The organism is Antribacter sp. NEAU-D49, from assembly GCF_057158775.1.
In genome coordinates this window covers 61,702-85,619 of the sequence record NZ_JBXTSN010000009.1, presented here as the reverse complement: position 1 = coordinate 85,619, position 23,918 = coordinate 61,702, and the positions used below count along the sequence as shown (strand labels likewise).

Annotated in this window: 22 protein-coding genes; 15 read left to right on the top strand and 7 right to left on the bottom strand. The window is 73.3% G+C overall.

Annotated features, from left to right (window positions below):
- Positions 1–131: 131 nt before the first annotated feature.
- The 3 genes from AC060K_RS09425 to AC060K_RS09415 are packed head-to-tail and all read right to left on the bottom strand — an operon-like array spanning position 132 to position 5,547.
- The gene (locus AC060K_RS09425) at positions 132–1,514 is read right to left on the bottom strand and encodes a maltokinase N-terminal cap-like domain-containing protein (RefSeq protein ID WP_483765176.1); all 1,383 of its coding nucleotides are present in this window, start codon (positions 1,512–1,514) and stop codon (positions 132–134) included.
- Positions 1,511–3,439: a maltose alpha-D-glucosyltransferase gene (treS, locus tag AC060K_RS09420; protein ID WP_483765175.1), complete on the bottom strand. Its 1,929-nt coding sequence runs from the start codon at positions 3,437–3,439 to the stop codon at positions 1,511–1,513. Before treS ends, AC060K_RS09425 begins: the two co-directional genes overlap by 4 nt.
- On the bottom strand, positions 3,436–5,547 hold the full coding sequence (locus AC060K_RS09415) for an alpha-1,4-glucan--maltose-1-phosphate maltosyltransferase (RefSeq protein ID WP_483765174.1): 2,112 nt from the start codon (positions 5,545–5,547) through the stop codon (positions 3,436–3,438). Before AC060K_RS09415 ends, treS begins: the two co-directional genes overlap by 4 nt.
- Positions 5,548–5,648: 101 nt before the next feature.
- On the opposite strand from AC060K_RS09415, the gene glgP reads away from it, so the two are divergent.
- From glgP to AC060K_RS09395, 4 genes are all read left to right on the top strand, one after another.
- Positions 5,649–8,234 (top strand): alpha-glucan family phosphorylase, encoded by a 2,586-nt coding sequence (glgP, locus tag AC060K_RS09410; RefSeq protein ID WP_483765173.1) that lies wholly within the window; start codon positions 5,649–5,651, stop codon positions 8,232–8,234.
- Between the two features lie 151 nt (positions 8,235–8,385).
- Complete coding sequence (locus AC060K_RS09405; protein WP_483765172.1) at positions 8,386–9,204, top strand: MHYT domain-containing protein; 819 nt, start codon at positions 8,386–8,388, stop codon at positions 9,202–9,204.
- A 135-nt stretch (positions 9,205–9,339) separates the two neighbouring features.
- Entirely contained in the window at positions 9,340–10,524 is a 1,185-nt protein-coding gene (locus AC060K_RS09400; RefSeq protein WP_483765171.1) for a cytochrome P450, read from the top strand.
- Between the two features lie 2 nt (positions 10,525–10,526).
- Positions 10,527–10,724, top strand: coding sequence for a ferredoxin (locus AC060K_RS09395; protein ID WP_483765170.1), 198 nt, complete (start codon positions 10,527–10,529; stop codon positions 10,722–10,724).
- On the opposite strand, the gene AC060K_RS09390 is transcribed toward AC060K_RS09395, so the two are convergent.
- Positions 10,699–10,974 carry a DUF6725 family protein gene (locus AC060K_RS09390; protein ID WP_483765169.1) on the bottom strand — a complete coding sequence of 92 codons (276 nt, stop codon included), beginning with the start codon at positions 10,972–10,974 and terminating at the stop codon, positions 10,699–10,701. The two genes, AC060K_RS09395 and AC060K_RS09390, sit on opposite strands and share 26 nt — an antisense overlap.
- Before the next feature lie 113 nt (positions 10,975–11,087).
- On the opposite strand from AC060K_RS09390, the gene fdxA reads away from it, so the two are divergent.
- From fdxA to AC060K_RS09375, 3 genes are all read left to right on the top strand, one after another.
- Positions 11,088–11,405 (top strand): ferredoxin, encoded by a 318-nt coding sequence (gene fdxA, locus AC060K_RS09385; protein WP_483765168.1) that lies wholly within the window; start codon positions 11,088–11,090, stop codon positions 11,403–11,405.
- A 7-nt stretch (positions 11,406–11,412) separates the two neighbouring features.
- Positions 11,413–12,555, top strand: coding sequence for a succinyldiaminopimelate transaminase (dapC, locus tag AC060K_RS09380; protein ID WP_483765167.1), 1,143 nt, complete (start codon positions 11,413–11,415; stop codon positions 12,553–12,555).
- 113 nt (positions 12,556–12,668) lie between these two features.
- Positions 12,669–13,982 (top strand): citrate synthase, encoded by a 1,314-nt coding sequence (locus tag AC060K_RS09375; RefSeq protein ID WP_483765166.1) that lies wholly within the window; start codon positions 12,669–12,671, stop codon positions 13,980–13,982.
- Between the two features lie 44 nt (positions 13,983–14,026).
- Here AC060K_RS09375 and AC060K_RS09370 read toward each other — a convergent pair whose 3' ends face one another.
- Both AC060K_RS09370 and dapD read right to left on the bottom strand, forming a co-directional pair.
- A complete protein-coding gene (locus AC060K_RS09370) occupies positions 14,027–14,995 on the bottom strand; it encodes a hypothetical protein (RefSeq protein WP_483765165.1) in 969 nt (322 codons plus the stop codon).
- Between the two features lie 126 nt (positions 14,996–15,121).
- A complete protein-coding gene (gene dapD / locus AC060K_RS09365) occupies positions 15,122–16,069 on the bottom strand; it encodes a 2,3,4,5-tetrahydropyridine-2,6-dicarboxylate N-succinyltransferase (RefSeq protein ID WP_483765164.1) in 948 nt (315 codons plus the stop codon).
- 50 nt (positions 16,070–16,119) lie between these two features.
- On the opposite strand from dapD, the gene dapE reads away from it, so the two are divergent.
- The 4 genes from dapE to AC060K_RS09345 all read left to right on the top strand — a co-directional run bounded on the left by dapE (position 16,120) and on the right by AC060K_RS09345 (position 19,453).
- A complete protein-coding gene (gene dapE, locus AC060K_RS09360; protein WP_483765163.1) occupies positions 16,120–17,256 on the top strand; it encodes a succinyl-diaminopimelate desuccinylase in 1,137 nt (378 codons plus the stop codon).
- 154 nt (positions 17,257–17,410) lie between these two features.
- A complete protein-coding gene (locus AC060K_RS09355) occupies positions 17,411–18,232 on the top strand; it encodes an LOG family protein (RefSeq protein WP_483765162.1) in 822 nt (273 codons plus the stop codon).
- Positions 18,229–19,164, top strand: a complete 936-nt coding sequence (gene folP, locus AC060K_RS09350; protein WP_483765161.1) for a dihydropteroate synthase — start codon at positions 18,229–18,231, stop codon at positions 19,162–19,164. Before AC060K_RS09355 ends, folP begins: the two co-directional genes overlap by 4 nt.
- Positions 19,165–19,285: 121 nt before the next feature.
- Complete coding sequence (locus AC060K_RS09345; protein ID WP_125774222.1) at positions 19,286–19,453, top strand: DUF3117 domain-containing protein; 168 nt, start codon at positions 19,286–19,288, stop codon at positions 19,451–19,453.
- Positions 19,454–19,509: 56 nt separating this feature from the next.
- On the opposite strand, the gene AC060K_RS09340 is transcribed toward AC060K_RS09345, so the two are convergent.
- Entirely contained in the window at positions 19,510–20,082 is a 573-nt protein-coding gene (locus AC060K_RS09340) for an O-methyltransferase (protein WP_483765160.1), read from the bottom strand.
- A 164-nt stretch (positions 20,083–20,246) separates the two neighbouring features.
- Between AC060K_RS09340 and sigE the strand changes: the two genes are divergently transcribed.
- From sigE to AC060K_RS09320, 4 genes are all read left to right on the top strand, one after another.
- Positions 20,247–20,855 carry an RNA polymerase sigma factor SigE gene (gene sigE, locus AC060K_RS09335; protein ID WP_483765159.1) on the top strand — a complete coding sequence of 203 codons (609 nt, stop codon included), beginning with the start codon at positions 20,247–20,249 and terminating at the stop codon, positions 20,853–20,855.
- A complete protein-coding gene (locus AC060K_RS09330; RefSeq protein WP_483765158.1) occupies positions 20,852–21,799 on the top strand; it encodes an anti-sigma factor family protein in 948 nt (315 codons plus the stop codon). The genes sigE and AC060K_RS09330 overlap by 4 nt, the downstream gene beginning before the upstream one ends.
- A complete protein-coding gene (locus AC060K_RS09325) occupies positions 21,796–23,289 on the top strand; it encodes a S1C family serine protease (RefSeq protein ID WP_483765157.1) in 1,494 nt (497 codons plus the stop codon). Before AC060K_RS09330 ends, AC060K_RS09325 begins: the two co-directional genes overlap by 4 nt.
- A gap of 160 nt (positions 23,290–23,449) precedes the next feature.
- Positions 23,450–23,857, top strand: coding sequence for a twin-arginine translocase TatA/TatE family subunit (locus AC060K_RS09320; protein ID WP_483765156.1), 408 nt, complete (start codon positions 23,450–23,452; stop codon positions 23,855–23,857).
- Positions 23,858–23,918 lie beyond the last annotated feature (61 nt).

Below are 23,918 nucleotides of genomic sequence, written 5' to 3'. Positions count from 1 at the left end.
ACGGACGGCGACCTCTCGCTCCCACGGCGCGCGCACCGAGCCCTCCGGTGCCCGACGACGTCCGGTCAGCCGCGGGTGACCGGCCCGTCACCGCTTGGACATCGCCGGCCTTCCACAGGGGGGGCGGCTTCTTACGCGCTCAGCGCGCGCGACACCGCAGCCAGGGGGATGTGCGTCCACGTGGGGCGGTGGCGCGTCTCATAGACCACCTCGTAGAGCGCCTTGTCGACGACGAGCGCGCGCAGCACCGCCTCCGCAGTCGCGACGTCGAGGCCGCTCACCTCGCCGCCCACCGCCTCCCGGTACCCCTCCAGGAAGGACAGCTGCGCGTTCTCCGTCCACCGCCGGTCCTGCGCCCCGCCCACCGCCGCCGCGTAGTCGAACGACCGCAGCAGGCCGGCGACGTCGCGGAGCGGCAGGTCCGGCGCCGTCCGCTCCGCCACCGGCCGCTGCGGCTCGCCCTCGAAGTCGAGCAGCTTCCAGCCGTCACCCGAGTACAGGGCCTGCCCCAGGTGCAGGTCGCCGTGGATAGCCTGCAGCCGCACCCCGTCGGGCAGGGCCGCCAGGCGCTCGCGGACGTCGTCGTAGAGGGCGGTGACCGGCCCCCGGAAAGGTGCGAGCTCCCGCACGTCGGCGATCGCCTCCGCCGCGCGGCGCCGCAGCACCCCGACGAAGGCCGCCGGGTCGAGCGTGGTGTGGCCGTCGGGCAGCGCGGCCCGCAGGGCGGCGTGCAACCCGGCCACGACCGCGCCCAGCTCGTGCGCTCGCTCGCCGAAGTCCTCGCCCCGCGACGCGTGGTCGCAGGCCAGGCGGAACCCGTCGTGCGCGTCGGTGACCAGCCGGGACACCACGGCCAGGTGGGCCATGGTGGGGCCGGCCGCGGTCTCGTCGCCCCACGACACCGGCACCGCGCCGAGGAACTCCGGCACCCCGTGCCAGCCGGCGCGCGTCAGCGCCTCGGGGATCGCCACGTCGGGGTGCGGCCCGAGCGCGACGGTCCGGAGGATCTTGAGCATCGCCCCGCCCGCCACGCCCGGCACCACGACCGACGTGTTCGACTGCTCGCCGCCCAGCGGCCGCGCGCCGTCGAGCAGCGCGGTCCCGGCGCCGAAGCCGCCGCCCTCACCGGTGGCCACCACCCCCGAGGCACGCAGGAAGGCGAGCCAGCAGACCGGGTGGGCGCCGCCGTCGGACACCGTGACGGTGCCCGACGCCGTGCCCACGGTGCCGATCACGTCCGGGCCCTCGCCCGGCTCCGCCGTCGGCGTCAGGACGAGGGGCACCTGGACCACCAGCGACTCCTCGCCACCCGGCAGCCCGGGGCCCTCGAGCCGCAGCAGCGGCACCACCACGTCGGGCGTGTGGGGGAAGGTCACGGTGAGCCAGGGCACGTGCACCACGCCCGCGCCCGGGACCGGGTACCAGCGCCGGCCGGGCAGCCACCCGTCGAGGAGCCGGAGCACCTCCGGCGGGAGGTGCCCGGCTCCGGGCCGGACCTCGACGGGGCCGCTCACGCCCCTCCCAGCGCGTTCGCCCGGAGGGCCGCGTCGGCCGCCGCCGCCCCGGCCGCCGCCTCGGCGCGCGGTCCGGCGACCGGCGGCGCGAGCACGAGCCAGTAGAAGTCCCGGGCGCCCCAGGTGAGCGTCACCGTGCCGTCCTCGCCGACCGTGGGGAACCCGGCGCCGCCGAACACGTCGGTGAGGGTCCAGCCGGCGAAGCCCGGCAGCTTGAGCGTGGCCGACCGGGCGGTGGCGCCCAGGTTCACCGCCACGAGCAGCGTCTCCTCCCGCGACGACCGGGTGAACGCGACGACGCCCTCGTCGTCGCAGTCGCGGATCGTGAAGTCGCCCGTGCCGAAGGTGGGGTGGAGGCGGCGCACCGCGAGCATCCCGTGGACCCAGTGCAGCAGAGACGTGGGCTGCGCCAGCTGTGCCTCCACGTTGACGTGGTTGTAATGGTGCACCAGCGACTGGATGAGCGGCAGGTACAGCTTGCCGGGGTCGGCGGTCGAGAAGCCGGCGTTGCGGTCGGGGGTCCACTGCATCGGGGTGCGGACGGCGTCGCGGTCGGGCAGCCAGATGTTGTCACCCATGCCGATCTCGTCGCCGTAGTAGAGGCAGGGGGAGCCGGGCAGCGACAGGAGGAGCGCGTGCGCGAGCTCCATCTCCTTGCGCGAGTTGTCGAGCAGCGGTGCGAGGCGGCGGCGGATCCCGACGTTCGCCCGCATGCGGGGGTCGGGGGCGTACCAGCCGTACATGCTGGCGCGCTCCTCGGTGGAGACCATCTCGAGGGTGAGCTCGTCGTGGTTGCGCAGGAACGTGCTCCACTGGCCGTTCGCCGGGATCGCCGGGGTGTCGGCGAGGATCTCGAGCAGCTGGCGCGACCGCTGGTCGCGGATCGCGTAGAAGATGCGGGGCATCACCGGGAAGTGGAAGCACATGTGGCACTCGGGGTCCTGCTCGGTGCCGAAGTACTCCACCACGTCCTGCGGCCACTGGTTCGCCTCGGCCAGCAGGATCCGGCCCGGGAACTCGGTGTCCACCATGCGCCGCACGCGCCGCAGGAACCCGTGCGTCTCGGGCAGGTTCTCGCAGTTGGTGCCCTCGGCCTCGAAGAGGTACGGCACCGCGTCGAGCCGGAAGCCGTCCACCCCGAGCTGCAGCCAGAACCGCGCGACGTCCAGCATGGCGTCCTGGACGCGCGGGTTCTCGAAGTTGAGGTCGGGCTGGTGCGAGAAGAACCGGTGCCAGAAGAACTGCCGCCGCACCGGGTCGAACGTCCAGTTGGACGTCTCCGTGTCGACGAAGATGATGCGCGCGTCCTGGTACCGCGTCGCGTCGTCGCTCCACACGTAGAAGTCGCCGTACGGGCCCTCGGGGTCGGCGCGCGACGCCTGGAACCAGGGGTGCTGGTCGCTCGTGTGGTTCATGACGAGGTCGATGACCACGCGGATGCCCCGCTCGTGCGCCGCGGCCACGAGGTCGCCGAAGTCGGCGATGGTGCCGTACTGCGGCGCCACGGCCGTGAAGTCGGCGACGTCGTACCCGCCGTCCCGCAGCGGCGACGGGAAGAACGGGGGCAGCCACAGGCAGTCGATGCCCAGCCACTCCAGGTAGTCCAGCCGGTCGATGAGCCCGCGCAGGTCGCCCGTCCCCGTGTCGTTGGAGTCGGAGAAGGACCGGATCATCACCTCGTAGAAGACCGCCTTCTTGTACCACTCGGGATCGTGCGGCAGCCCACGCCGCAGCCGCTCCGGCGGCTGCGGCTGGCGCCGCGGCGGCAGCGCCTGGACGGGGATGGGTGCGGTCTGCGGGCGCGGCACGTGGGGCCGCACGGGAGCGGGCGCGGGGGCCGACGACGCCCGCTCGCCGACGCTGGGCGGCACGCCCTGGGTGGCGGGGCCGCCGGGCCCGTAGAGCGGGCCGGTGGGGGTCGTCATGCCAGGCCCACCTGGAGCACGTGCGCCACCTGCGCGCGCGGGTCGAGGCGCACGAACGGTTGCGCCCCCCAGCCGTAGGTCTCGCCCGACAGCAGGTCGTGGGCGACGAAGAAGGGCGAGCCGTCGTCGTCCGCGGGGGCAGCGAGGCCCAGGGCGTCAAGGTCCAGGTGCACTACCGACTCCTGTGTGTTCCAGGGATCAAGGTTGACCACGACCACTATCACGTCGTCGTGACGGGGCCGTCGCATGCCCCCAGGTCTCATGGTGGGGCCGGACGAACCGTTTCGCGCGCTGTGATGGACATCCCCCGAGGCCAGGGGCAGGTAGTCGCCGGCGACCCGGCGGGAGTAGGCCAGGATCTGGCCGTTCGTGGTGCCGTGCACCGTCAGGTTGCGCAGCTGCCGCAGCGCCGGGTGCGCCCGCCGGATCTCGTTGAGCCGGGTGAGCAGGGTCGCGATGCCGATCTCGTCGGCGAGGGCCCAGTCGCGCGGCTTGTACTCGTACTTCTCGTTGTCGATCTGCTCCTCGACCCCCGGCCGGGGCACGTTCTCCACGAGCTCGTAGCCCGAGTAGACGCCCCACGTGGGGGAGCCGGTGGCGGCGAGCACCGCGCGCACCGCGAAGCCGGCGACCCCGCCGTGCTGCAGGTAGGGCGGCAGGATGTCGTGCGTGGTGGGCCAGAACGACGGCCGCATCACGGAGCCCTGCGGCCCGCTCACCTCCTGGAGGTACTCGGCGAGCTCCTCCTTGGTGTTGCGCCAGGTGAAGTACGTGTACGACTGGTGAAAACCGATCCGGGCCAGCGTCTGCATCATCGCCGGCTTGGTGAACGCCTCGGACAGGAAGATCACCTCGGGGTGCTCGGCGTGCACCTGGGCCAGCGCCCACTCCCAGAAGTTGAGGGGCTTGGTGTGCGGGTTGTCGACGCGGAACAGCGTCACTCCGCGGTCGATCCACGTCAGCAGCACGTCCAGGACCGCCTGGTAGAGGCCGTCCGGGTCCGTGTCGAAGCTCAGCGGGTAGATGTCCTGGTACTTCTTGGGCGGGTTCTCCGCGTACGCGATGCTGCCGTCGGCGCGCACCACGAACCACTCGGGGTGCTCGGTGACCCACGGGTGGTCGGGCGAGCACTGCAGGGCGATGTCGAGCGCCACCTCGAGGCCCGCCTCGCGCGCTCGTGCGACGAAGTCACGGAAGTCGGCCTCGGTGCCCAGGTCCGGGTGGATGGCGTCGTGCCCGCCGTCGGCCGACCCGATGGCATACGGGCTGCCCGGGTCGCCCGGCTGCGCCTCGAGCGTGTTGTTGCGCCCCTTGCGGAACGTGGTGCCGATGGGCGAGACGGGGGTCAGGTACACCACGTCGAACCCCATGGCGGCGATCGCGGGCAGGCGCTTCGCGGCGGTGGCGAAGGTCCCCGAGACCCAGGTGCCGTCGGGCCGGCGGTAGGCGCCCTCCGACCGGGGGAACATCTCGTACCAGGCGCCGGCGAGGGCGAGGCGGCGGTGCACCCGGAGCGGGTACGGCTCGGACGCGGACACCAGCTCCCGGAACGGGGCCCGCTCCAGGGCCGCGCGGACCTCGGGCGACGTGGCGGCCGCGAGCCGGGCTTCGGCCGGGCGGCCGGCGTCGGCGAGGGCACGGCGGGCGTCGGTCAGTGCGCGGGCGTCACGGGGCTTGCGCCGCGGGGCGACGATCCCGTCCGGCGGCTGCGCGCAGAGACGGTCGAAGAGCCGCACGCCCTCCGCGAGCATCAGGTCGACGTCGATCCCGGCGCCGATCTTGATCGTCGCGTCGTGGACCCAGGTGGCGTACGGGTCGGACCAGCCCTCGACGCGGAAGGACCAGTCGCCCTCCGCGTCGGGCTGGAGGAAGCCCCGGAAGCGGTCGAGGCCCGGGGCGACGTCGACCATCGGCGCCCAGGAGTGGTCGCGGCCGTCAGGCCCGACAAGGACCGCGGTGGCCCCGACGGCGTCGTGACCCTCGCGGAAGACGGTGGCCTCGATCGGCACCACCTCGCCGACGGAGGCCTTTGCCGGCCACCGTCCGCCCTCGACGACGGGGGAGACCTCGAGGACCGGGATGCGCCCGACAGGCGTTTTCGCGCTCACGTCGCCCACGCTAGCGAGAGTGCGGCCCCGATCGCGCGCCGACGTGCCACAACAGAGGACACCAGGTGTGTCAGGCGGCCGGAGTGCGTAGTCTTCCGTCCGTGAGAGCGATCCGACGATTCACCGTCCGCACGGTCCTGCCGGCTCCGCTCGCCGCACTGGACGAGCTCGCCCAGAACCTCCGCTGGTCGTGGCACGCGCCCACGCGCGAGCTGTTCGCGAGCATCGACCCGGAGCTGTGGGCCGACGTGAAGGGCGACCCGGTGGCCCTCGTGGCCGCCCTCGGCGGCGAGCGCCTCGCCGCCCTCGCCCGCGACGAGGCCTTCGTGGGCAGGGTGCGCGCCGCCTCCGACGACCTCCACCGCTACCTGCACGACCCGCTCTGGTACCAGACCCAGGTGTCGGCGTCCGGGGAGCCGCTGCCGCAGGCGGTCGCCTACTTCTCGCCGGAGTTCGGCATCACCTCGGTGCTGCCCCAGTACTCGGGCGGCCTGGGGATCCTCGCGGGCGACCACCTGAAGAGCGCCTCCGACCTCGGCGTCCCGATCGTCGGTGTGGGCCTCCTCTACGGTGCGGGCTACTTCCGTCAGGCTCTCACCCGTGACGGGTGGCAGGTCGAGACGTACCCGCTGCTCGACCCGGACGGTCTGCCGCTGGCGATCCTGCGGGAGGACGACGGCACGCCGGCCACGGTCTCGCTCGGCCTGCCGGGCGGGCGCCGCCTCGTCGCGCACATCTGGGTCGCGGCCGTGGGCCGCGTGCCGCTGCTCCTCCTCGACTCCAACGTGCCCGAGAACGACGAGCAGGCGCGCAAGGTCACGGACCGCCTCTACGGCGGCGGCGGGGAGCACCGGCTCCAGCAGGAGCTCCTGCTCGGTGTGGGCGGCGTGCGGGCGCTCCGCGCCTGGTCGCGCCTCACCGGGGCGCCGGAGCCCGAGGTCTACCACACGAACGAGGGCCACGCCGGGTTCCTCGGGGTGGAGCGCATCCGCGAGCTGGTGGCCGGCGGCCTGAGCGTCGACGAGGCCGCCGAGGCCGTCCGCGCCGCCACGGTCTTCACCACGCACACGCCGGTTCCCGCCGGCATCGACAGGTTCCCCCGCGACCTGGTCTCCCAGTACTTCGGCGGCGACAACACCATGCCGGGCGTGCCGCTCGAGCGGGTGCTCGCGCTGGGCGCCGAGGACTACGAGGGGGGCGACCCCACCGTCTTCAACATGGCGGTGATGGGGCTCCGGCTCGGGGGCCGCGCGAACGGCGTCTCCCTGCTCCACGGCCAGGTCTCGCGGGAGATGTTCGAGGGACTCTGGCCCGGGTTCGACGCCCGCGAGGTGCCCATCACCTCGGTCACCAACGGCGTGCACTCGCCCACCTGGGTGGCGCCGCGGCTCGCGGAGCTCCAGTCCGAGCGGCTGGGCCTGGACGAGCTGACGGCGGCGACGGCGTCGTCGGCCTGGCTCGACCCCGCGAAGGTCAGTGACGCCGAGCTGTGGAAGATGCGGCGCGACCTGCGCGGCGAGCTGGTCGACGAGGCGCGCCGCCGCGTCTACTCGTCCTGGCGGGAGCGGGGCGCGTCGCCCGCCGAGCTGGGCTGGGTCGACGAGGTGCTCTCGCCGGACGTGCTGACCATCGGGTTCGCGCGGCGCGTCCCCACGTACAAGCGGCTCACGCTCATGCTCCGCGACCCTGAGCGCCTGAAGGAGCTGCTCCTGCACCCGGAGCGGCCCGTGCAGCTCGTGGTGGCCGGCAAGTCGCACCCGGCGGACGACTCCGGGAAGCGGCTCATCCAGCAGCTCGTGCGCTTCGCCGACGACCCCGCGGTGCGGCACCGCATCGTCTTCCTGCCGAACTACGACATCGGCATGGCCCTGTCCCTGTACCCGGGCTGCGACGTGTGGCTCAACAACCCGCTGCGGCCGCTCGAGGCGTCCGGCACGTCGGGCATGAAGTCCGCGCTCAACGGCGGCCTCAACCTGTCCATCGAGGACGGCTGGTGGGCCGAGTGGTACGACGGCGAGAACGGCTGGGGCATCCCCACGGCGGACGGCGTGGACGACCCAGACCGGCGTGACGACCTGGAGGCGGCGGCGCTCTACGACCTTGTCGAGACGCAGGTCGCCCCCCGGTTCTACGAGCGCAACGGCGACGGCGTACCGCGCCGCTGGCTCGAGATGGTGCGGCACACGCTCGCGACCCTCGGGCCCAAGGTGCAGGCCACGCGCATGGTCACCGAGTACGTGCAGGGTCTGTACGCACCGGCCGCGCAGGCGGGCCGCGCGCTCGCGGCCGACGGGTACACCGCCGCACGGGAGCTCGCGGGCTGGAAGGAGAGCGTGCGCTCCGGCTGGCCGGGGGTCCGCGTGGACCACGTGGAGTCGGGCGGCATCGGCGACGCGGTCCAGGTGGGTGACCACCTCGGCGTGCGGGCGTACGTCTCGCTGGGGTCCCTCGCGCCCGAGGACGTCGACGTGCAGGTGGTCCACGGCCGCGTCACGGAGAACGACCTCATCGAGGAGTTCACGGTGGACTCGCTCGCGCTGGCGGAGTCGTACGAGGCGGGACGGCACGCCTTCGCCGGCGACCTGCGGCTGGAGTCGTCGGGCCCGTTCGGCTACACGGTGCGGATCGTGCCGAGGCACCGAGGGCTCGCGAGCGTCGCAGAGCTGGGGCTGGTGGCGAACGCCTGAGTGTGACGTGCGTCTCTCACCTGACGGAGATCTGGCTATTTAACCGTTTTCCCCGGGATGTCGCAGGTCCGCCGATCTGAAAGTAGTTGCTCCGGTCGTACGATGACGCGCGTCTTCACGCCTCCACATGCGCTCATCAGGGGACCCCGATATGATCGACCACTTTTCGACCGGCTACCTCATGCCTGTCATCTCCTTCGTCCTGTCCTGCCTCGGCTGCGGTGTCGGCCTGGCAGCGATCGCCCGGGCGCACATCCCCAGCAGCCGCTACCGCGTGCTCTGGCTCGTGCTCGGCGGCTCTGCGATCGGCGCCACCGGCGTCTGGGCCATGCACTTCGTCGCGCTGTTCGGCCTCGGGCTGGAAGGTGCCCGCATCCGGTACGACCTGACGGGCACGATCCTGTCCGCGGTGGTCGCCCTCGCCGCCCTCGTGGCCGGTGTGATCGTGGCCGACGGGCAGAAGGGCTGGACCCCCCGGCTCCTCGTCGGCAGCGCGGTGGCCGGGCTGGGGCTCGCCGCCTCCGTCCACCTCGGGACGGGCGCCATCCAGGTGGGCCTCGGTGTGAGCCTCGAGTACGCGCCGGTCCTCGGTTTCCTGTCCTACGCCGCCGCCGTCCTCGCCGCCGTCCTGGTGGTCTGGTTCGCGAACAACCTGCGCAGCGTGTCGGCGGGGGCGGGTGCGATGGTGCTCGTCGCAGCGGCCCTGTCGGGCGTGCACTACATCGTGATGTCGTCGATGAGCCTCCACCGCGTCGGTACGGGCCCCATCCCGCCGTCGACCCGGGGGCTGGCCCCCGAGGAGCTGGTGCTGCCGATCGCGGTCGGCCTCGGTGCCGCCACGCTCGTGCTGATGGTCGTGCTCATGGCGCTGCCGAGCGCCCGGGAGATCGCCGCGCAGGCGAAGTTCGACCAGTGGCGCGAGCGCAACCGGGCGACGGTCCAGCAGCCGGCGCGGAGCAAGCTCCTCTGACCCGGTCCGAGCGGTAGCGGCTGCGTATTTTGCACCGTATTGACGGTGATGCTCCGCTACCGCTTGGATTGCCGTGGTTTTCCCCACATGGAGGTCACGGTGTCGACTGAAACGCTGCCCCCTTATCCCTTCCCGATGCGCACCGCGCTCGAACCACCCGAGGAGTGGGCCGAGCTCCGCGCCCAGTGTCCTGTCGCGGAGGTGCGGCTCGCCTCGGGTGACACGGCGACGCTGCTCACGCGGTACGACGACGTGCGTGCGGTCCTCTCCGACGCGCGGTTCACCCGCGAGCTCGACGCCGCGGCGGGTGCCGCGCGCGTCACGGCCAACGAGTCGGGCGGCGTGTTCGCCTCGAGCGAGGACCGGATGAGCGTCCTCGACAGCCGGGAGGGGCACCAGCAGTGGCGCCGCCTCGTCGGCGCCACGTTCACGGCGAAGCGGGTCCAGGCCCTCGCGCCGGGGATGCGGGCCAAGGCGGAGGAGCTGCTCGACCAGATCGTGGCGGGGGAGGGGCCCGTGGACCTGGTCTCCGCGTTCAACTTCCCGCTGCCGATCTGGGTGATCTGCGAGCTGCTCGGGGTCCCCGAGTCCGACCGTGGCAGCTTCGGCCACTGGTCGGACACGATGATGAGCCTGTCCCGGTTCACCCAGGCCGAGATCGACGAGGCCCAGGCCGAGTTCGCCGGCTACCTGAACGGGCTCGTCGCCTCGAAGCGCGAGACACCCGGCGACGACCTGATCTCTGCCCTCATCGCCCTCGTCGACGCCGCCGACCCGCGCGTCACCGAGCAGATGGTGATCGCGACGGCGCGCGGGCTGCTCGTCGCGGGCCACGAGACCACGGCCAACATGATCGGCAAGATGCTCGCGATGCTCCTGTCCGACCGCTCCCGGTGGGAGGCGCTCGTCGCCGACCCGTCCCTCGTGCGGAACGCCGTCGAGGAGGTCCTGCGCTTCGACGCGAACGCCGGTTTCGGCCTGCCGCGGTTCATCTCCGAGGACCTCGAGCTCCCGGACAGCACCACCATCCCGGCCGGGACCACGGTGGTGGTCAGCATGGCGTCCGCCAACCGGGACGAGAAGGCGTTCGCCGCTGCCGACACGATGGACCTCACCCGGTCGCCCAACCCGCACCTGGCGTTCGGCGCGGGTCCGCACTCCTGCATGGGCCAGGCGCTGGCCCGCACGGAGCTGCAGGTGGTCCTCGAGGTGCTGCTGGACAGGCTGCCGACGCTCGAGCTGGCGGTCGCGCCCGAGTCGCTGCAGACCCGTCAGGACATGCTGGTTGGCGGACTCGTCGAGCTTCCGGTGAGGTGGTGACCATGAAGATCAACGTTGACCGCCATGCCTGCTGCGGAGCGGGTCAGTGCGTCATGCTCGCGCCCGACGTGTTCGACCAGGACGACGAGGGGATCGTCGTCCTTCTCGACGAGCGCCCTGGCGAGGACCAGGAGCACGCCGTGCAGGAAGCCGTGAGCATGTGCCCGACAGGTGTCATCTGGGTGGACCGGAACGCCTGACCGGCCGCGGCGGCACCGGCTTCGCCGTCTCGATCTCCTCCGCACGGACCCGGACCTCCTCGGGGGACCCACGCCCGGGGCGCGGGTCCGTGCGGAGGAGGAGACCGTCGTCGGACACCTCGACGACATACCCGATCACGTCCGTCCACACGTGGCCGGCACCCGCCGCGAGGCGGCGCCGGACCACCGCCCGGGCGCCGACCGGCAGGTCACGCCAGCCGGGAAAGGCTCCGGGTGTCGTGGAGGTCACACTCTGCTCCCGTCGTGAGGTGAGACGGTGCGCACTCGTGCGCACGGGCTTTGCGATACTAGAGTCACGCGCGCAGGGACTCTGCGCCCAGAGGTGGAAGGGACACCCTCCAAGTGACCTACGTGATCGCTCAGCCGTGCGTCGATGTCAAGGACAAGGCGTGCATCGAGGAGTGTCCCGTGGACTGCATCTACGAGGGCCAGCGCTCCCTGTACATCCACCCGGACGAGTGCGTGGACTGCGGTGCCTGCGAGCCGGTCTGCCCCGTCGAGGCCATCTACTACGAGGACGACGTCCCCGACGAGTGGAAGGGCTACTACGACGCGAACGTCCACTTCTTCGACGACCTGGGCTCGCCGGGCGGCGCCGCGAAGATGGGCCTCATCGAGAAGGACCACCCGCTGATCTCCGTTCTGCCGCCGCAGGCCTGACCCAGCGATGGGCCTCGCAGACCTCCGCGACCTGCCGTACCCCTGGGACACGCTGGACGCCATCACGGCGACAGCCCGCGCCCACCCCGGTGGCCTGATCGACCTGTCGATGGGCACCCCGGTGGACCCCACCCCGGCGGTCGTCCGCGAGGCCCTCGCCGCGGCGTCGGACGCCCCGGGGTATCCGCTCACGGCGGGCACGCCGGCGCTGCGGGAGTCCGTGGCCGCGTGGTTCGCGCGCCGCCGGGGCGTGCCCGACCTCTCGCCCGACGGCGTGCTGCCCACCATCGGCTCGAAGGAGCTGGTGGGCCTGCTCCCGTCGCTGCTGCGCCTGGGGCCGGGCGACGTGGTGGTGCACCCCGAGATCGCGTACCCCACCTACCTCGCGGGCATCCGCGCGGCGGGGGCCACGGCGCTCGCGACCGACGACGTCGACGCGTGGGCCGGGCGCGACGACGTGCGGCTGGTCTGGGTCAACAGCCCGAGCAACCCCACGGGCCGCGTGCTGGGCGCGGACGCCCTGCGCCGGGTGGTGGAGGCGGCCCGCGCCATCGGCGCGGTGGTGGTGAGCGACGAGTGCTACGCCGAGCTCGCCTGGGAGTCGCCCTGGTCCGAGGACGGCGTGCCGAGCATCCTCGACCCGCGGGTGTGCGGCGGGTCGCACGAGGGCCTCCTGGCCGCGTACTCGCTCTCCAAGCAGTCCAACCTCGCCGGCTACCGCGCCGCGTTCCTCGCGGGCGACACCGCCCTCGTGGCCGACCTGCTCGGAACCCGCAAGCACCTGGGGCTCATCGTCCCCGCGCCCGTGCAGGCCGCGATGGTCGCGGCGCTCGACGACGACGCGCACGTCGCCGCCCAGCGTGACGCCTACGGTGCCCGACGCCGGGCGCTCGCCCCCGCGCTCGAGCAGGCAGGTTTCGTGGTGGACCGGTCCGAGGCGGGCCTGTACCTGTGGGTGACGATCGCCACACCGCCGTCGGACGCCCTGGGCGGGGTCGGTCAGCGGGTCGCCGCAGCGCTCGCGACGCACGGGATTCTGACCGCGCCGGGCGCGCTGTACGGGCCCGGCGGGGCAGGCCACACCCGGGTGGCCCTGACGGCGAGCGACGCCGCGATCAGCGACGCTGTGTCACGCATCACACGTCCTTGACCCGCAAGTTGGAATGACAATGCCATCTCGGGGTACTGTCGATCCCTGGTCGACGCTGCCCGCGACCTCCCCTGGGTAGCGCCCCGTACCCCGCGCGCCCTTGGAAGGAAGCCATGACGTCCACCACGCAGGCAGACAGCAACCGGCACACCGTCGAGCTCGTCGTCGACGGAACCTCCCGGACACTCCCCGTCGTCCCGTCGAGCGAGGGCAACGACGGGATCGTGGTCTCGTCTCTGCTCAAGGACACGGGCCTGGTCACCGTCGACCCCGGGTTCATGAACACCGCCTCGTGCGAGTCGTCGATCACCTACATCGACGGCGACCAGGGCATTCTGCGATACCGCGGGTACCCGATCGACCAGCTCGCGGAGGGATCGTCCTTCCTCGAGGTGGCGTACCTCCTGATCTACGGCGGCCTCCCCGACGCCCCGACGCTCGAGTCGTTCGTGGAGCGGGTCAACCGGCACACCCTCGTCCACGAGGACTTCCGCACGTTCATGGGTACCTTCCCGCGCGCCGGGCACCCCATGGCGGTGCTGGCGTCGGCCGTGAACGCGCTGTCCACGTTCTACCCCGAGTCGCTCGACCCGCACGACGACGACCAGGTCGACCTGGCGACGGTCCTGCTGCTCGCCAAGACGCGCACCATCACGTCGTACCTCCACCGCCGCCGCGTGGGCGAGCCGCTGCTGTACCCGGACTACTCCCGCGGCTACGTCGAGGACTTCCTCCGCATGACGTTCGCGACCCCGTACGAGGCGTACGAGGCCGACCCGGTCGTGGTGGACGCCCTCGAGAAGCTCCTCATCCTGCACGCCGACCACGAGCAGAACTGCTCCACCTCCACGGTCCGCGTGGTGGGCTCGTCCAACGCGAACCTCTACGCCTCCGTCGCGGCGGGCGTGAACGCCCTGTCGGGCCCCTCGCACGGCGGGGCGAACGAGGCGGTGCTCGACATGCTCGAGAAGATCCGCTCCGGTGGCGAGACCGTCGGGACCTTCATGGAGAAGGTCAAGAACAAGCAGGACGGCGTGCGCCTCATGGGCTTCGGCCACCGGGTGTACAAGTCGTACGACCCGCGCGCGGCCATCGTGAAGAAGAGCGCCGACGAGGTGCTCGACAAGCTCGGCGCCAAGGACGAGCTCCTGGAGATCGCGCGCGGCCTCGAGGAGATCGCGCTCTCCGACGACTACTTCGTGGAGCGCAAGCTCTACCCGAACGTCGACTTCTACACCGGCCTCATCTACAAGGCGATGGGCTTCGAGCCCGCCATGTTCACGCCGCTGTTCGCGCTGGGCCGGATGCCGGGCTGGATCGCCCAGTGGCGCGAGATGATGAAGGACCCGCAGACCAAGATCGGTCGTCCGCGCCAGGTCTACACGGGCGCCACCGAGCGCGACTACGTGCCGGTCGCGGCGCGCTGACCCGCTGGGTCCGCCCGGCCTCGGCCGGCCTCGGCCGTTCTCGGCTACGGGGTCGCGACGGCCTGCGTGATGGTGACGTGGCCCGCAGGGAGCGCCGCGTCGGCGGGTGCCCACGCCGCCGCCTCGCGCGTCCAGACCTGGTCGGCGACCCGGACCTCGACCACGTGCGTGGCGGCCGCGGTGGCCACCGCCCACTGGCCGGTCGCCCATGCGCCGCGGGCGGGGTCGTCGGGCGCCAGGGGCGAGGCGTCGACGGCGACCCGGCCAGGAGTACCGTCCGCCCCGCCGCCCGGCGCAGGCGCGAGGCCCAGGTCGCGGCCGAGCCGCCCGGCCAGCAGGTCTCCGGCCTCGGTGGCGGGCAGGGCGGCCTCCTCGGGCACCTCGGCCAGCTCGCAGCTCAGCGCCGCAGCGGAGTTGCCGGTCAGGGCCGACGCCCAGGCCCGGGACCGCGTCTCGTGCTGCGCGTACGCGTCCGGGTACCCGGACCGCTGCACCGCCTGGGCCGCGACCGTGATCTCCATGTCCTCGTACCCGGCCACCTTCACGAGCCCGTCGTAGAAGGCGTTCGTCGAGTACACGGGGTCCATGATCTGCTCCACGCTGCCCCAGCCCTGCGACGGCCGCTGCTGGAACAGGCCGACGGAGTCCCGGTCGCCGTACGTGATGTTGATGAGCTTGGACTCCTGCAACGACGTGGCCAGGCCGATCGTCGCGGCCCGCGCGGGGAGGGCACGCTGGAGGCTGACGCCGGTGATGAGCGCCGCGTTGTCGGCCTGCGCAGGGGAGAGGTACCACTCCGTGCCCTCGAGGACGGACCCGCACCGCTCCGCCACCGGGTTCGCGGTGTCGAAGTGGTTGAGCGCGGCCAGCACCAGGCCGGAGCCGGCGGCGCCCAGCACCGCCACGCCGACGGTCCAGCCCACGGCGCGGCGCACGCGCCGACCGCGGCGCGGCCCCCGCGTGGGGCGCGACGGGTAGGGCGAGGCCGTGTCGTGCTCGGCCAGGAGGACCATGCGGGCTCCGTCGCTCTCGGTGGGTCGGTGTGTTCGAGGACACGAGAGTCTAGGGCACCCACCTGGGCTTTCACGGGGAACCGGTGGGAAGCCTGTGGAGGCTCGGGTGATGGTTCCGAGGAGCAGTCAGTTCGCGTGCAGGGCGGCGTTCAGCTCGACGCCGACCCCGCCCCGTGCCAGCACCTCGACGGCACCGGTCGTGGAGTTGCGGCGGAAGAGCAGACCGTCGCGGCCGGCGAGCTCACGAGCCTTCACGACCACGGGGCCCTCCCCGGTGCCCGCCGCCCCGAGCACGACCACCTTGGTGCCCGCCGTGACATACAGGCCGGCCTCGACCACGCAGTCGTCGCCGAGGGGGATGCCCAGGCCGGAGTTGGCGCCCAGGAGGCTCCGCTCGCCCAGGCTGACGACCTCCTTGCCGCCGCCCGAGAGGGTGCCCATGATCGAGGCGCCGCCGCCCACGTCGGACCCGTCACCGACGGTCACGCCCGAGGAGATCCGGCCCTCCACCATCGAGGTGCCGAGGGTGCCCGCGTTGAAGTTGACGAAGCCCTCGTGCATCACGGTGGTCCCGGCGGCGAGGTGGGCGCCCAGGCGGACGCGGTCGGCGTCGGCCACCCGCACACCCGCCGGGACGACGTAGTCGACCATGCGCGGGAACTTGTCCACGCCGTAGACCGTGACGGGCACGCCGGTGGCGCGCAGGCGCATGCGGGTCTCCTCGAAGCCCTCGACGGCGCACGGCCCGGCGCTCGTCCAGACCACGTTGGCGAGCACGCCGAAGATGCCGTCCAGGTTGAGCCCGTGCGGCCGGACCAGGCGGTGCGACAGCAGGTGGAGGCGCAGGTAGGCGTCGGCGGCGTCCCCCGGGGGCGCGTCCAGCTCGATCTCGGTGCGGACCACGACCACCTCGACCCCGCGGGCCTCGTCCCGCTCGGCGAGCGCCTCGAGGGAGGCGGGGGGCGTCGCCCCGTCCGGGGCCGGGCCGAGGGCGGGGCTCGGGTACCAGGTGTCGAGGGTGGTGCCGTCGCCGGCGATCGTGGCGAGGCCGAAGCCCCAGGCGCTCGTCGTCATGCGTCCCACCCTATCGAGGACGGCGGGCGGGCAGCGCCTAGCATCGGAGCGTGGACACCGCTGCGACCCTCCTCGACCCCACCCTCCTCGACCCGGCCGGGGCCACCGCCGACCAGCTCGTGGCGCTGACCGCCGCCATCTGCGACATCCCTTCCGTGAGCGGCGACGAGAAGGCGCTCGCCGACGCGATCGAGGCGGTCCTTCGCGCCCAGCCGCACCTCGACGTGCTGCGCGACGGCGACGCGCTCGTGGCCCGCACCTCGTTCGGGCGGGCCCGCCGGGTCGTGGTCGCGGGGCACATCGACACGGTGCCGATCGCGGACAACCTGCCCACCCGCCTCGTCGGGTCGGGCGAGGAGGCCGTGCTCTGGGGTCGCGGGACAGTCGACATGCTGGGCGGCGTCGCCGTCGCGCTCGCGCTCGCCGTGGAGCTGGGCGCGCCCGGTCGCGAGCCGGCGCAGGACCTCACCTGGGTCTTCTACGACCACGAGGAGGTCGACTCGGCCCTGAACGGCCTCGGACGCCTCGTGCGCAACCACCCGGACCTTCTCGCGGGCGACTTCGCCATCCTGGGCGAGCCGAGCAACGCGGGCATCGAGGGCGGCTGCAACGGCACGCTGCGCGTCGAGGTGCGCACCCACGGCGTCGCCGCGCACTCGGCGCGCGCCTGGATGGGCTCCAACGCGATCCATGCCGCGGCCGAGGTGCTGTCCCGGCTCGCGGCCTACGAGACCCGCGACGTCGAGGTCGACGGGCTCGTCTACCGCGAGAGCCTCAACGCCGTGGGCATCTCCGGCGGGATCGCCACGAACGTGATCCCGGACGCGTGCACCGTGACGGTCAACTACCGGTTCGCCCCGTCCAGCACGGTGGCCGACGCCGAGGCGCACCTGCGCGAGGTCTTCCACGGCTTCGACGTGGTCGTGACCGACGCCGCGGGCGGTGCACGCCCCGGCCTCGACGACCCGCTGGCCGCCGAGTTCGCGGCGTCCGTGCTGGCCACGACGGGTGGCGCCCCCGCGCCCAAGTACGGCTGGACCGACGTGGCGCGCTTCTCCGAGCTGGGCGTCCCCGCCGTGAACTTCGGCCCCGGCGACCCGCTCCTCGCCCACAAGGACGACGAGCGGGTACCGGTGGCGCAGCTCGAGCTGTGCCACCGGGCGCTGCGCGCGTGGCTCCTCGGCTGAGCCGGAGGTGCAGCGCAGGGTGGGGGCCGAGGGACGAGGCACGCGCCCGGAGCGGAACCGCAGGCTCGGCCGGACGAAGGTGTCGGCTGAGAGGTTCACCCGGGCGTCACCGCACGGACGGCGAGCGGCCCGCGAGCGGCGATAGGTTGGGCGCATGAGCGACGACGGCATCCCGCAGACAGGCCGGGGCTACCGCAAGGGGCCCGTGCTGCTGCGCGGCTCCAAGATTCCCGCGACCACCACCGACCAGCGGCTGCTGGCCCCGGGCGAGGGCGCCGACTGGGTGCACTCCGACCCGTGGCGGGTGATGCGTATCCAGAGCGAGTTCGTGGAGGGCTTCGGCGCGCTGGCCGAGGTGGGGCCGGCGGTGTCCGTCTTCGGCAGCGCCCGCACCAAGCCCGACCACCCCGACTACGCCCTGGCGCAGGAGGTCGGCAGGCTCTTCGTGGAGGCCGGCTTCGCGGTGATCACGGGTGGCGGCCCCGGCATCATGGAGGCCGCGAACAAGGGGGCCTCCGAGGCGCACGGCACGTCCGTGGGCCTCGGGATCGAGCTGCCCTTCGAGCAGGGCATGAACGAGTACGTGAACCTCGGCATCAACTTCCGGTACTTCTTCGCCCGCAAGACCATGTTCGTCAAGTACGCCCAGGGCTTCGTGGTGCTCCCGGGCGGGTTCGGCACGTTCGACGAGCTGTTCGAGGCCATCACGCTGGTGCAGACCCACAAGGTCACCGAGTTCCCGCTGGTCCTGGTGGGCACCGAGTACTGGGGCGGGCTCCTGCACTGGATCCGCACCGCGGTCGCCGACCGCGGCATGATCAGCCCGGCCGACCTGGAGCTCCTGCACCTCACCGACGACCCCGCCGAGGCTGTCGACTACGTGCTGCGTCGTGGCGAGGCGCTCGCGGCGAAGGAGCGCGAGGCCGTGGAGGAGCTCGTCGAGGACCAGAACGAGGCCGCGGCGGCCGGGGCGTGACCCTCCCGCCGGCCGGAGCGCGGTTCGTGCTGCGCGGCCGGGAGGTGGGCCGGGGCGCCGACGGCGCGCTCCGTCCCGTCGTGATGGCGGTCCTCAACCGCACCACCGACTCGTTCTACGCCCCGGCCCGGATGCCCGACGCCGGGCGCGCGGCCCGGGCGGCCGAGGTCGCCTTCGCGGAGGGGGCCGAGATCGTCGACGTGGGCGGGGTCCGGGCCGGGACCGGGCCCGAGGTCGACGAGGCGGAGGAGCTGCGGCGCGTGATCCCCGTGGTCGAGCTCGTCCGTGCCGAGGTGCCTGACCTGCTCGTCTCGGTGGACACGTGGCGGTCGGGGGTGGCGCGCGCGGCGATCGACGCCGGGGCGGACCTGGTCAACGACACCTGGGCCGGGCACGACCCCGCGCTCGTGCAGGTGGCCGGTGCGGCGGGAGTGGGCGTGGTGTGCTCGCACACGGGCGGGGCGGTGCCCCGCACGGACCCGTACCGCGTCGAGTACCCGTCCGTGCCCGGCGGCGCGGGCGAGGACCCGCGGGACGGCGTCGTGCTGGACGTGCTGTCCAGGCTGCGTGCCGCGGCCGAGCGGGCCGTCGCGTGCGGGGTGCCGCGGGAGTCGGTGCTGGTGGACCCCACCCACGACTTCGGCAAGAACACCTGGCACTCGCTGCACCTGCTGCGCCGCACGGACGCGCTCGCGGGCCTGGGCTTCCCTCTCCTCATGGCGCTGAGCCGCAAGGACTTCGTGGGGGAGACGCTCGGCCTGCCGCCGGAGGAGCGTCTGGAGGGCACCCTGGCGGCCACGGCGGTCGCGGCGTGGCTGGGTGCCCGGGTCTTCCGGGCGCACGACGTGCGGGCCTCCCGCCGCGTGCTCGACCTCGTCGCGGCGATCCGCGACGACGCGCCGCCGCTCGTCGCGCTCCGGGGACTCGCGTGACGCGCCTGCCCCGGCCCGGGACCGTGCGTGGTGTGAACTAGAATGAGGCGGTGCGCCCGGTCACTCATTCGGGGGCACAGCACGCCGTGAGTTACCGGACAACGGAATGGGAGAGCCACAGATGGCTGCGATGAAGCCGCGAACGGGTGACGGGCCGCTGGAGGTCACCAAGGAGGGGCGCGGCATCGTCATGCGGGTCCCGCTCGAGGGCGGGGGTCGCCTGGTCGTCGAGCTCAACGCGACCGAGGCCAGCGAGCTCGGCGAGGCTCTCCAGGCCGTCGTCTCCTGACGGACGAGCCGTTCAACCAGCCCTGGCCGTCCCCGTCGCTCCGTGTCCCGGAGAGCTCAGCGGCGGACGGCCAGGAGCAGCCCGTCGCCGCTCGGGACCAGAGCAGGCAGCACCCGCTCGTCGCTGCGCAGCGAGCGGCCGACCTCCCGCACGATCGTGGTGAGCTCGTCCCGCCGGGCGGGGTCCGCCACCCGGTCGTGGTGGAGGGCGCCGTCCACGGCCAGCACCCCGCCGGGGCGCAGCAGGCGCAGCGCCTCCTCCACGTGCTCGGGGTAGCCGTGCGGGTCCGAGGCCACCAGCACGAGGTCGTACGCGCCGTCGGTCAGCCGCGGCAGCACCTCGCTCGCCCGCCCCGGGATGATGCGGGTACGCCCCGGCCGGATGCCGGCCTCCGCGAACGCCGCGCGTGCCGCGCGCTGGTGCTCCACCTCCAGGTCGATGGTGGTGAGCTGACCGTCCTCGGGCATGCCGCGCAGCAGCCAGAGGGCGGCGACGCCGGCCCCGGTGCCCACCTCGACGACCGCCCGCGCTCCGAGCGCCGCCGCCATCACGCGCAGCAGCGCGCCGGCGCCGGGCAGCACCGCCGCGCAGCCCAGCTCGGCGGCCCGTTCGCGGGCACGGAGCAGCACGTCGTCCTCCGGGACGAAGGACTCGCTGTAGACCCAGCCCGCGGCCTTGCCGTGGGCGGTCTCGAGGTCCGTGGTGATGGGGATCCTCCGGGTGGCGTCGATGTGTGTCGCCAGGCTACCGCCGGGCGGGAACCACTGGAGCGAGTGACGCGTTGTGGGAGACGATGAACCCCGTGAGCATCCCCGAGCGACCCCTGGCCGAGGCAGGCCCGGTCGTCGCGCCCGTCCCCTGGGAGCCTCCCTCGTGGGAGGCGATCGTCCGGGAGCACTCGGCGCGCGTGTACCGGCTCGCCTTCCGCCTCACCGGCAACAAGCAGGACGCGGAGGACCTCACCCAGGAGACGTTCATCCGGGTGTTCCGCTCCCTCTCCAGCTACACCCCCGGTACGTTCGAGGGCTGGCTGCACCGCATCACGACCAACCTCTTCCTGGACTCCACGCGCCGTAAGCGCCGCATCCGCATGGAGGCCATGGGGGACGACGACGGCGCGGTCGCCGACACCGGTGACCTCGGCCGCCCGGAGCGCGGGTTCGAGCATGCCAACCTCGACCACGACGTGCAGAGGGCCCTCGACGCGCTCCGGCCCGAGTACCGCGCCGCGGTCGTGCTGTGCGACATCGAGGGTCTCAGCTACGAGGAGATCGCCGTCACCCTCGGCGTCAAGCTCGGCACCGTGCGGTCGCGCATCCACCGGGCCCGCGCGCAGCTGCGGGCGTCCCTGGAGCACCGCGCGCCCGGCGCGGAGTCCCACGACGTGGGGCGGCGGTCATGAACGGCCACCTGGGGGCCTGGCTCAGCGCGCTGGCCGACGGCCAGCTCAGCCCGGCCGAGACCGAGCGGGCGCTCGCCCACGTGGCGGTCTGCCGGGCCTGCGCCCGGGAGCTGGACGCGGAACGCTCCGCCCGGCGGGCCTTGCTGTCGGTCAGGGACGTGGTGCCCGACCCGGCCCTCATGGCGCGGCTCATGGCCCTGCAGGCCAGCATTCCTCCGGCCGACGCCGACCCGCTGCGCAGCCCCGAGCGGTACGCGGCGGTGTGGACGCCCGCGTATCCGGGCGAGGGTGACTTCTCCGGCAACCTGCCCCGCTCGGACCGCCGCCGGCGTACGGCGCGCATCACGGCGCTCGGGGCGGGTGGCATCGGGGTGCTCGGCATGGCGCTCTTCACGCTCGGCGACGCTCCTGTGGTCGACCCCGACATGTCGGTGCAGGCGTCGATGACGCTCCTCGGCCGGGTGGGCCCGCACGAGAACGCGGCCGGCGAGGACGTGCTCGCGCGACTCAGCTCCTCCGCGTCCGACGACCCGACGAGCGGCGCGCTCGGCTGGATCGAGCAGAACGGCTGGGCAGCCCCGGAGTCCCTGCCGCACGGGTTCGAGATCACCGCGCTGCGGCTGGTCGGCGCAGAGGCCCAGGTGCTGGAGATCGACCTCGCCGGGCCGCAGGGCGAGGCCGTCGTGCGGGAGCAGGTGGGGCGCCTCGCCGAGAGCGCGGAGGAGTACGACGTCGCCGGGCGGGACGCCGTCCTGCTGGCGACCGAGCCGCCGCACGTCGCGTGGCAGTCGGAGGACCTCGTGGTCGACGTGGTGGCGCAGGTCCCGGACCACGTCCTCGAGGATCTCGTGGCAGCGTTTCCCGGTCACGGCTACGATGCCGGGGTCCTGCCTCGCATCGCCCGCGGGTGGACCACCGTGACAGGAGCCATCGCGAGTCCATGACCGAGCACACCCCGTTCGCGCCCCCCACGCCCCCACGACCCCAGGCTCCGCACGCCGCGGACCCTCTCGAGGCGGAGGCGCCGCCGACGGGGGTGCCGGGGCCCGCGGTCCCTACCTCGGACGCCGAGCGCACGGACGCCGAGCGCACGGAGGCCCGGGGCACTGATGCTCCGGGCGACGACGCTCGCGGTAGCGACGTGCCCGACGGCGGAGTGCCGGGCGGCTCGCGCGGCAGCGGCCTGTGGACCGTGCCGGCGCCGTCCTCGCCCGCTCCGCCGGTCCTCGCCGCCGAGGCCCCGGCCGGGGCCGGCGACGCCTCGTCGTACGCCACAGCCCCCGTTGCGCCGCTCGCGGCGCCTGGGGCGCCCGGACGGCCCGCAGACCCGCCCCGCCCCGGCCTGGGTGCCCGGGGCGCGGCCGCCGTGGTGGTGCTCGGCCTCCTGGCCGGTGCCCTCGGCGGGACGGGCGCGTACTCGTTCCTCGACTGGCGTGACGGTTCACGCCCCGCCGACGCCGACCTCCCGGTCGCCGTGGGCGGAGGCACGGTGGTGGACCGGCCGGCGGGCACCGTCGCCGCGATCGCCGAGCAGGTGCTGCCGAGCGTGGTGTCGATCCAGGTGCAGGCGGCGCAGGGCGTCGCGACAGGCTCGGGCATGGTGCTCAAGGAGGACGGTTACATCCTCACGAACAACCACGTGGTCGCGGAGGCGGCGAGCGGCGCGCAGATCGTCGTCGGCTTCTCCGACGGGCACGAGCTGCCCGCCACGCTGGTGGGCGCCACCGCCGACTACGACCTGGCGGTCATCAAGGTCGACGAGTCGGGGCTCGTCCCGCTGGTCCTGGGCGACTCCGACCAGGTGGTCGTGGGCGACTCGGTGCTGGCTGTCGGCTCCCCGCTGGGCCTCGACGCCACCGTCACGACGGGGATCGTCAGCGCGCTGCACCGCCCGGTCAAGGCGGGCGAGGACGCGGAGGCGGCGTTCATCGACGCGATCCAGACCGACGCCGCGATCAACCCCGGCAACTCCGGCGGCCCCCTCGTGAACGCGGCGGGCGAGGTGATCGGTATCAACTCGGCGATCGCGCAGCCGCCGGGCACGTCCGCGGCCACGGGCAACATCGGCCTCGGCTTCGCGATCCCGTCCAACCAGGCGCGGCACACCGCGGAGCAGCTCATCGAGACCGGCAAGGCGACCTTCCCCGTGATCGGCGTGCTCCTCGATCCCACGTACCAGGGTGAGGGCGTGCAGGTCAGCACGGAGACGGTCCAGGGGCAGCCACCGGTCTCGCCGGGTGGCCCCGCCGACCAGGCGGGCGTCCGGGCGGGCGACATCATCCTGTCGATCGACGGCCGGCCCGTCTCGGTGTCCGACGAGCTCATCGTCGCCATCCGCGCCAAGGCGCCGGGCGACCCGGTGACGCTCCGGGTCCGGTCCGGGGACGACGAGCGCGACGTGCGCGTGGTGCTCGACGAGCGGACGAGCGGCTGACGCCGCCCGCCTGGCGTGTCGCCGAGGTGTCGCCGGGACGACACCTTCAGGACATCTCGCGTGCACCGGAGGCCCTGCGCACGCCGGGTAGGCTCTAGTGGCGCCTCCCGCAGGGTCCAAGCAGATCGTGGCCGGGTGCAGAGTCGAGAAGGAGTAGCCCGTGTTCGGCATCAACGGCTGGGAATTCGTCGTGATCCTCGTGGTCGCGGTCCTCGTCGTGGGTCCCGAGCGGCTCCCCGCCTACGCGGAGCAGCTCGCCCGCGGGGTGCGCCGGGCCAAGGTCCTGATGCAGGACGCGAAGTCGCGGGTGGACGAGGAGCTGGGTCCCGAGTTCCACGACGTGGACTGGTCCAAGCTCGACCCGAGGCAGTACGACCCGCGGCGCATCGTCCGCGACGCCCTGCTCGAGGACACGCCGCTGGGTTCGGCCGGCGCACCCGCCTGGAGCTCCGGAACGGTGTCCCGCACGGCTGCGGCCGCCGGGTCCGCGGCAGCGGCGTCGTCGGGCACGGGCACCGCCGCAGGGGCTGCCGGCGTGCGCACGCCCTTCGACGACGAGGCGACCTGACGACGACCGGCACCGGCGCCCTGCGGATTCGGTGCTGCAGGGACGACCTGCCAGAATGAGG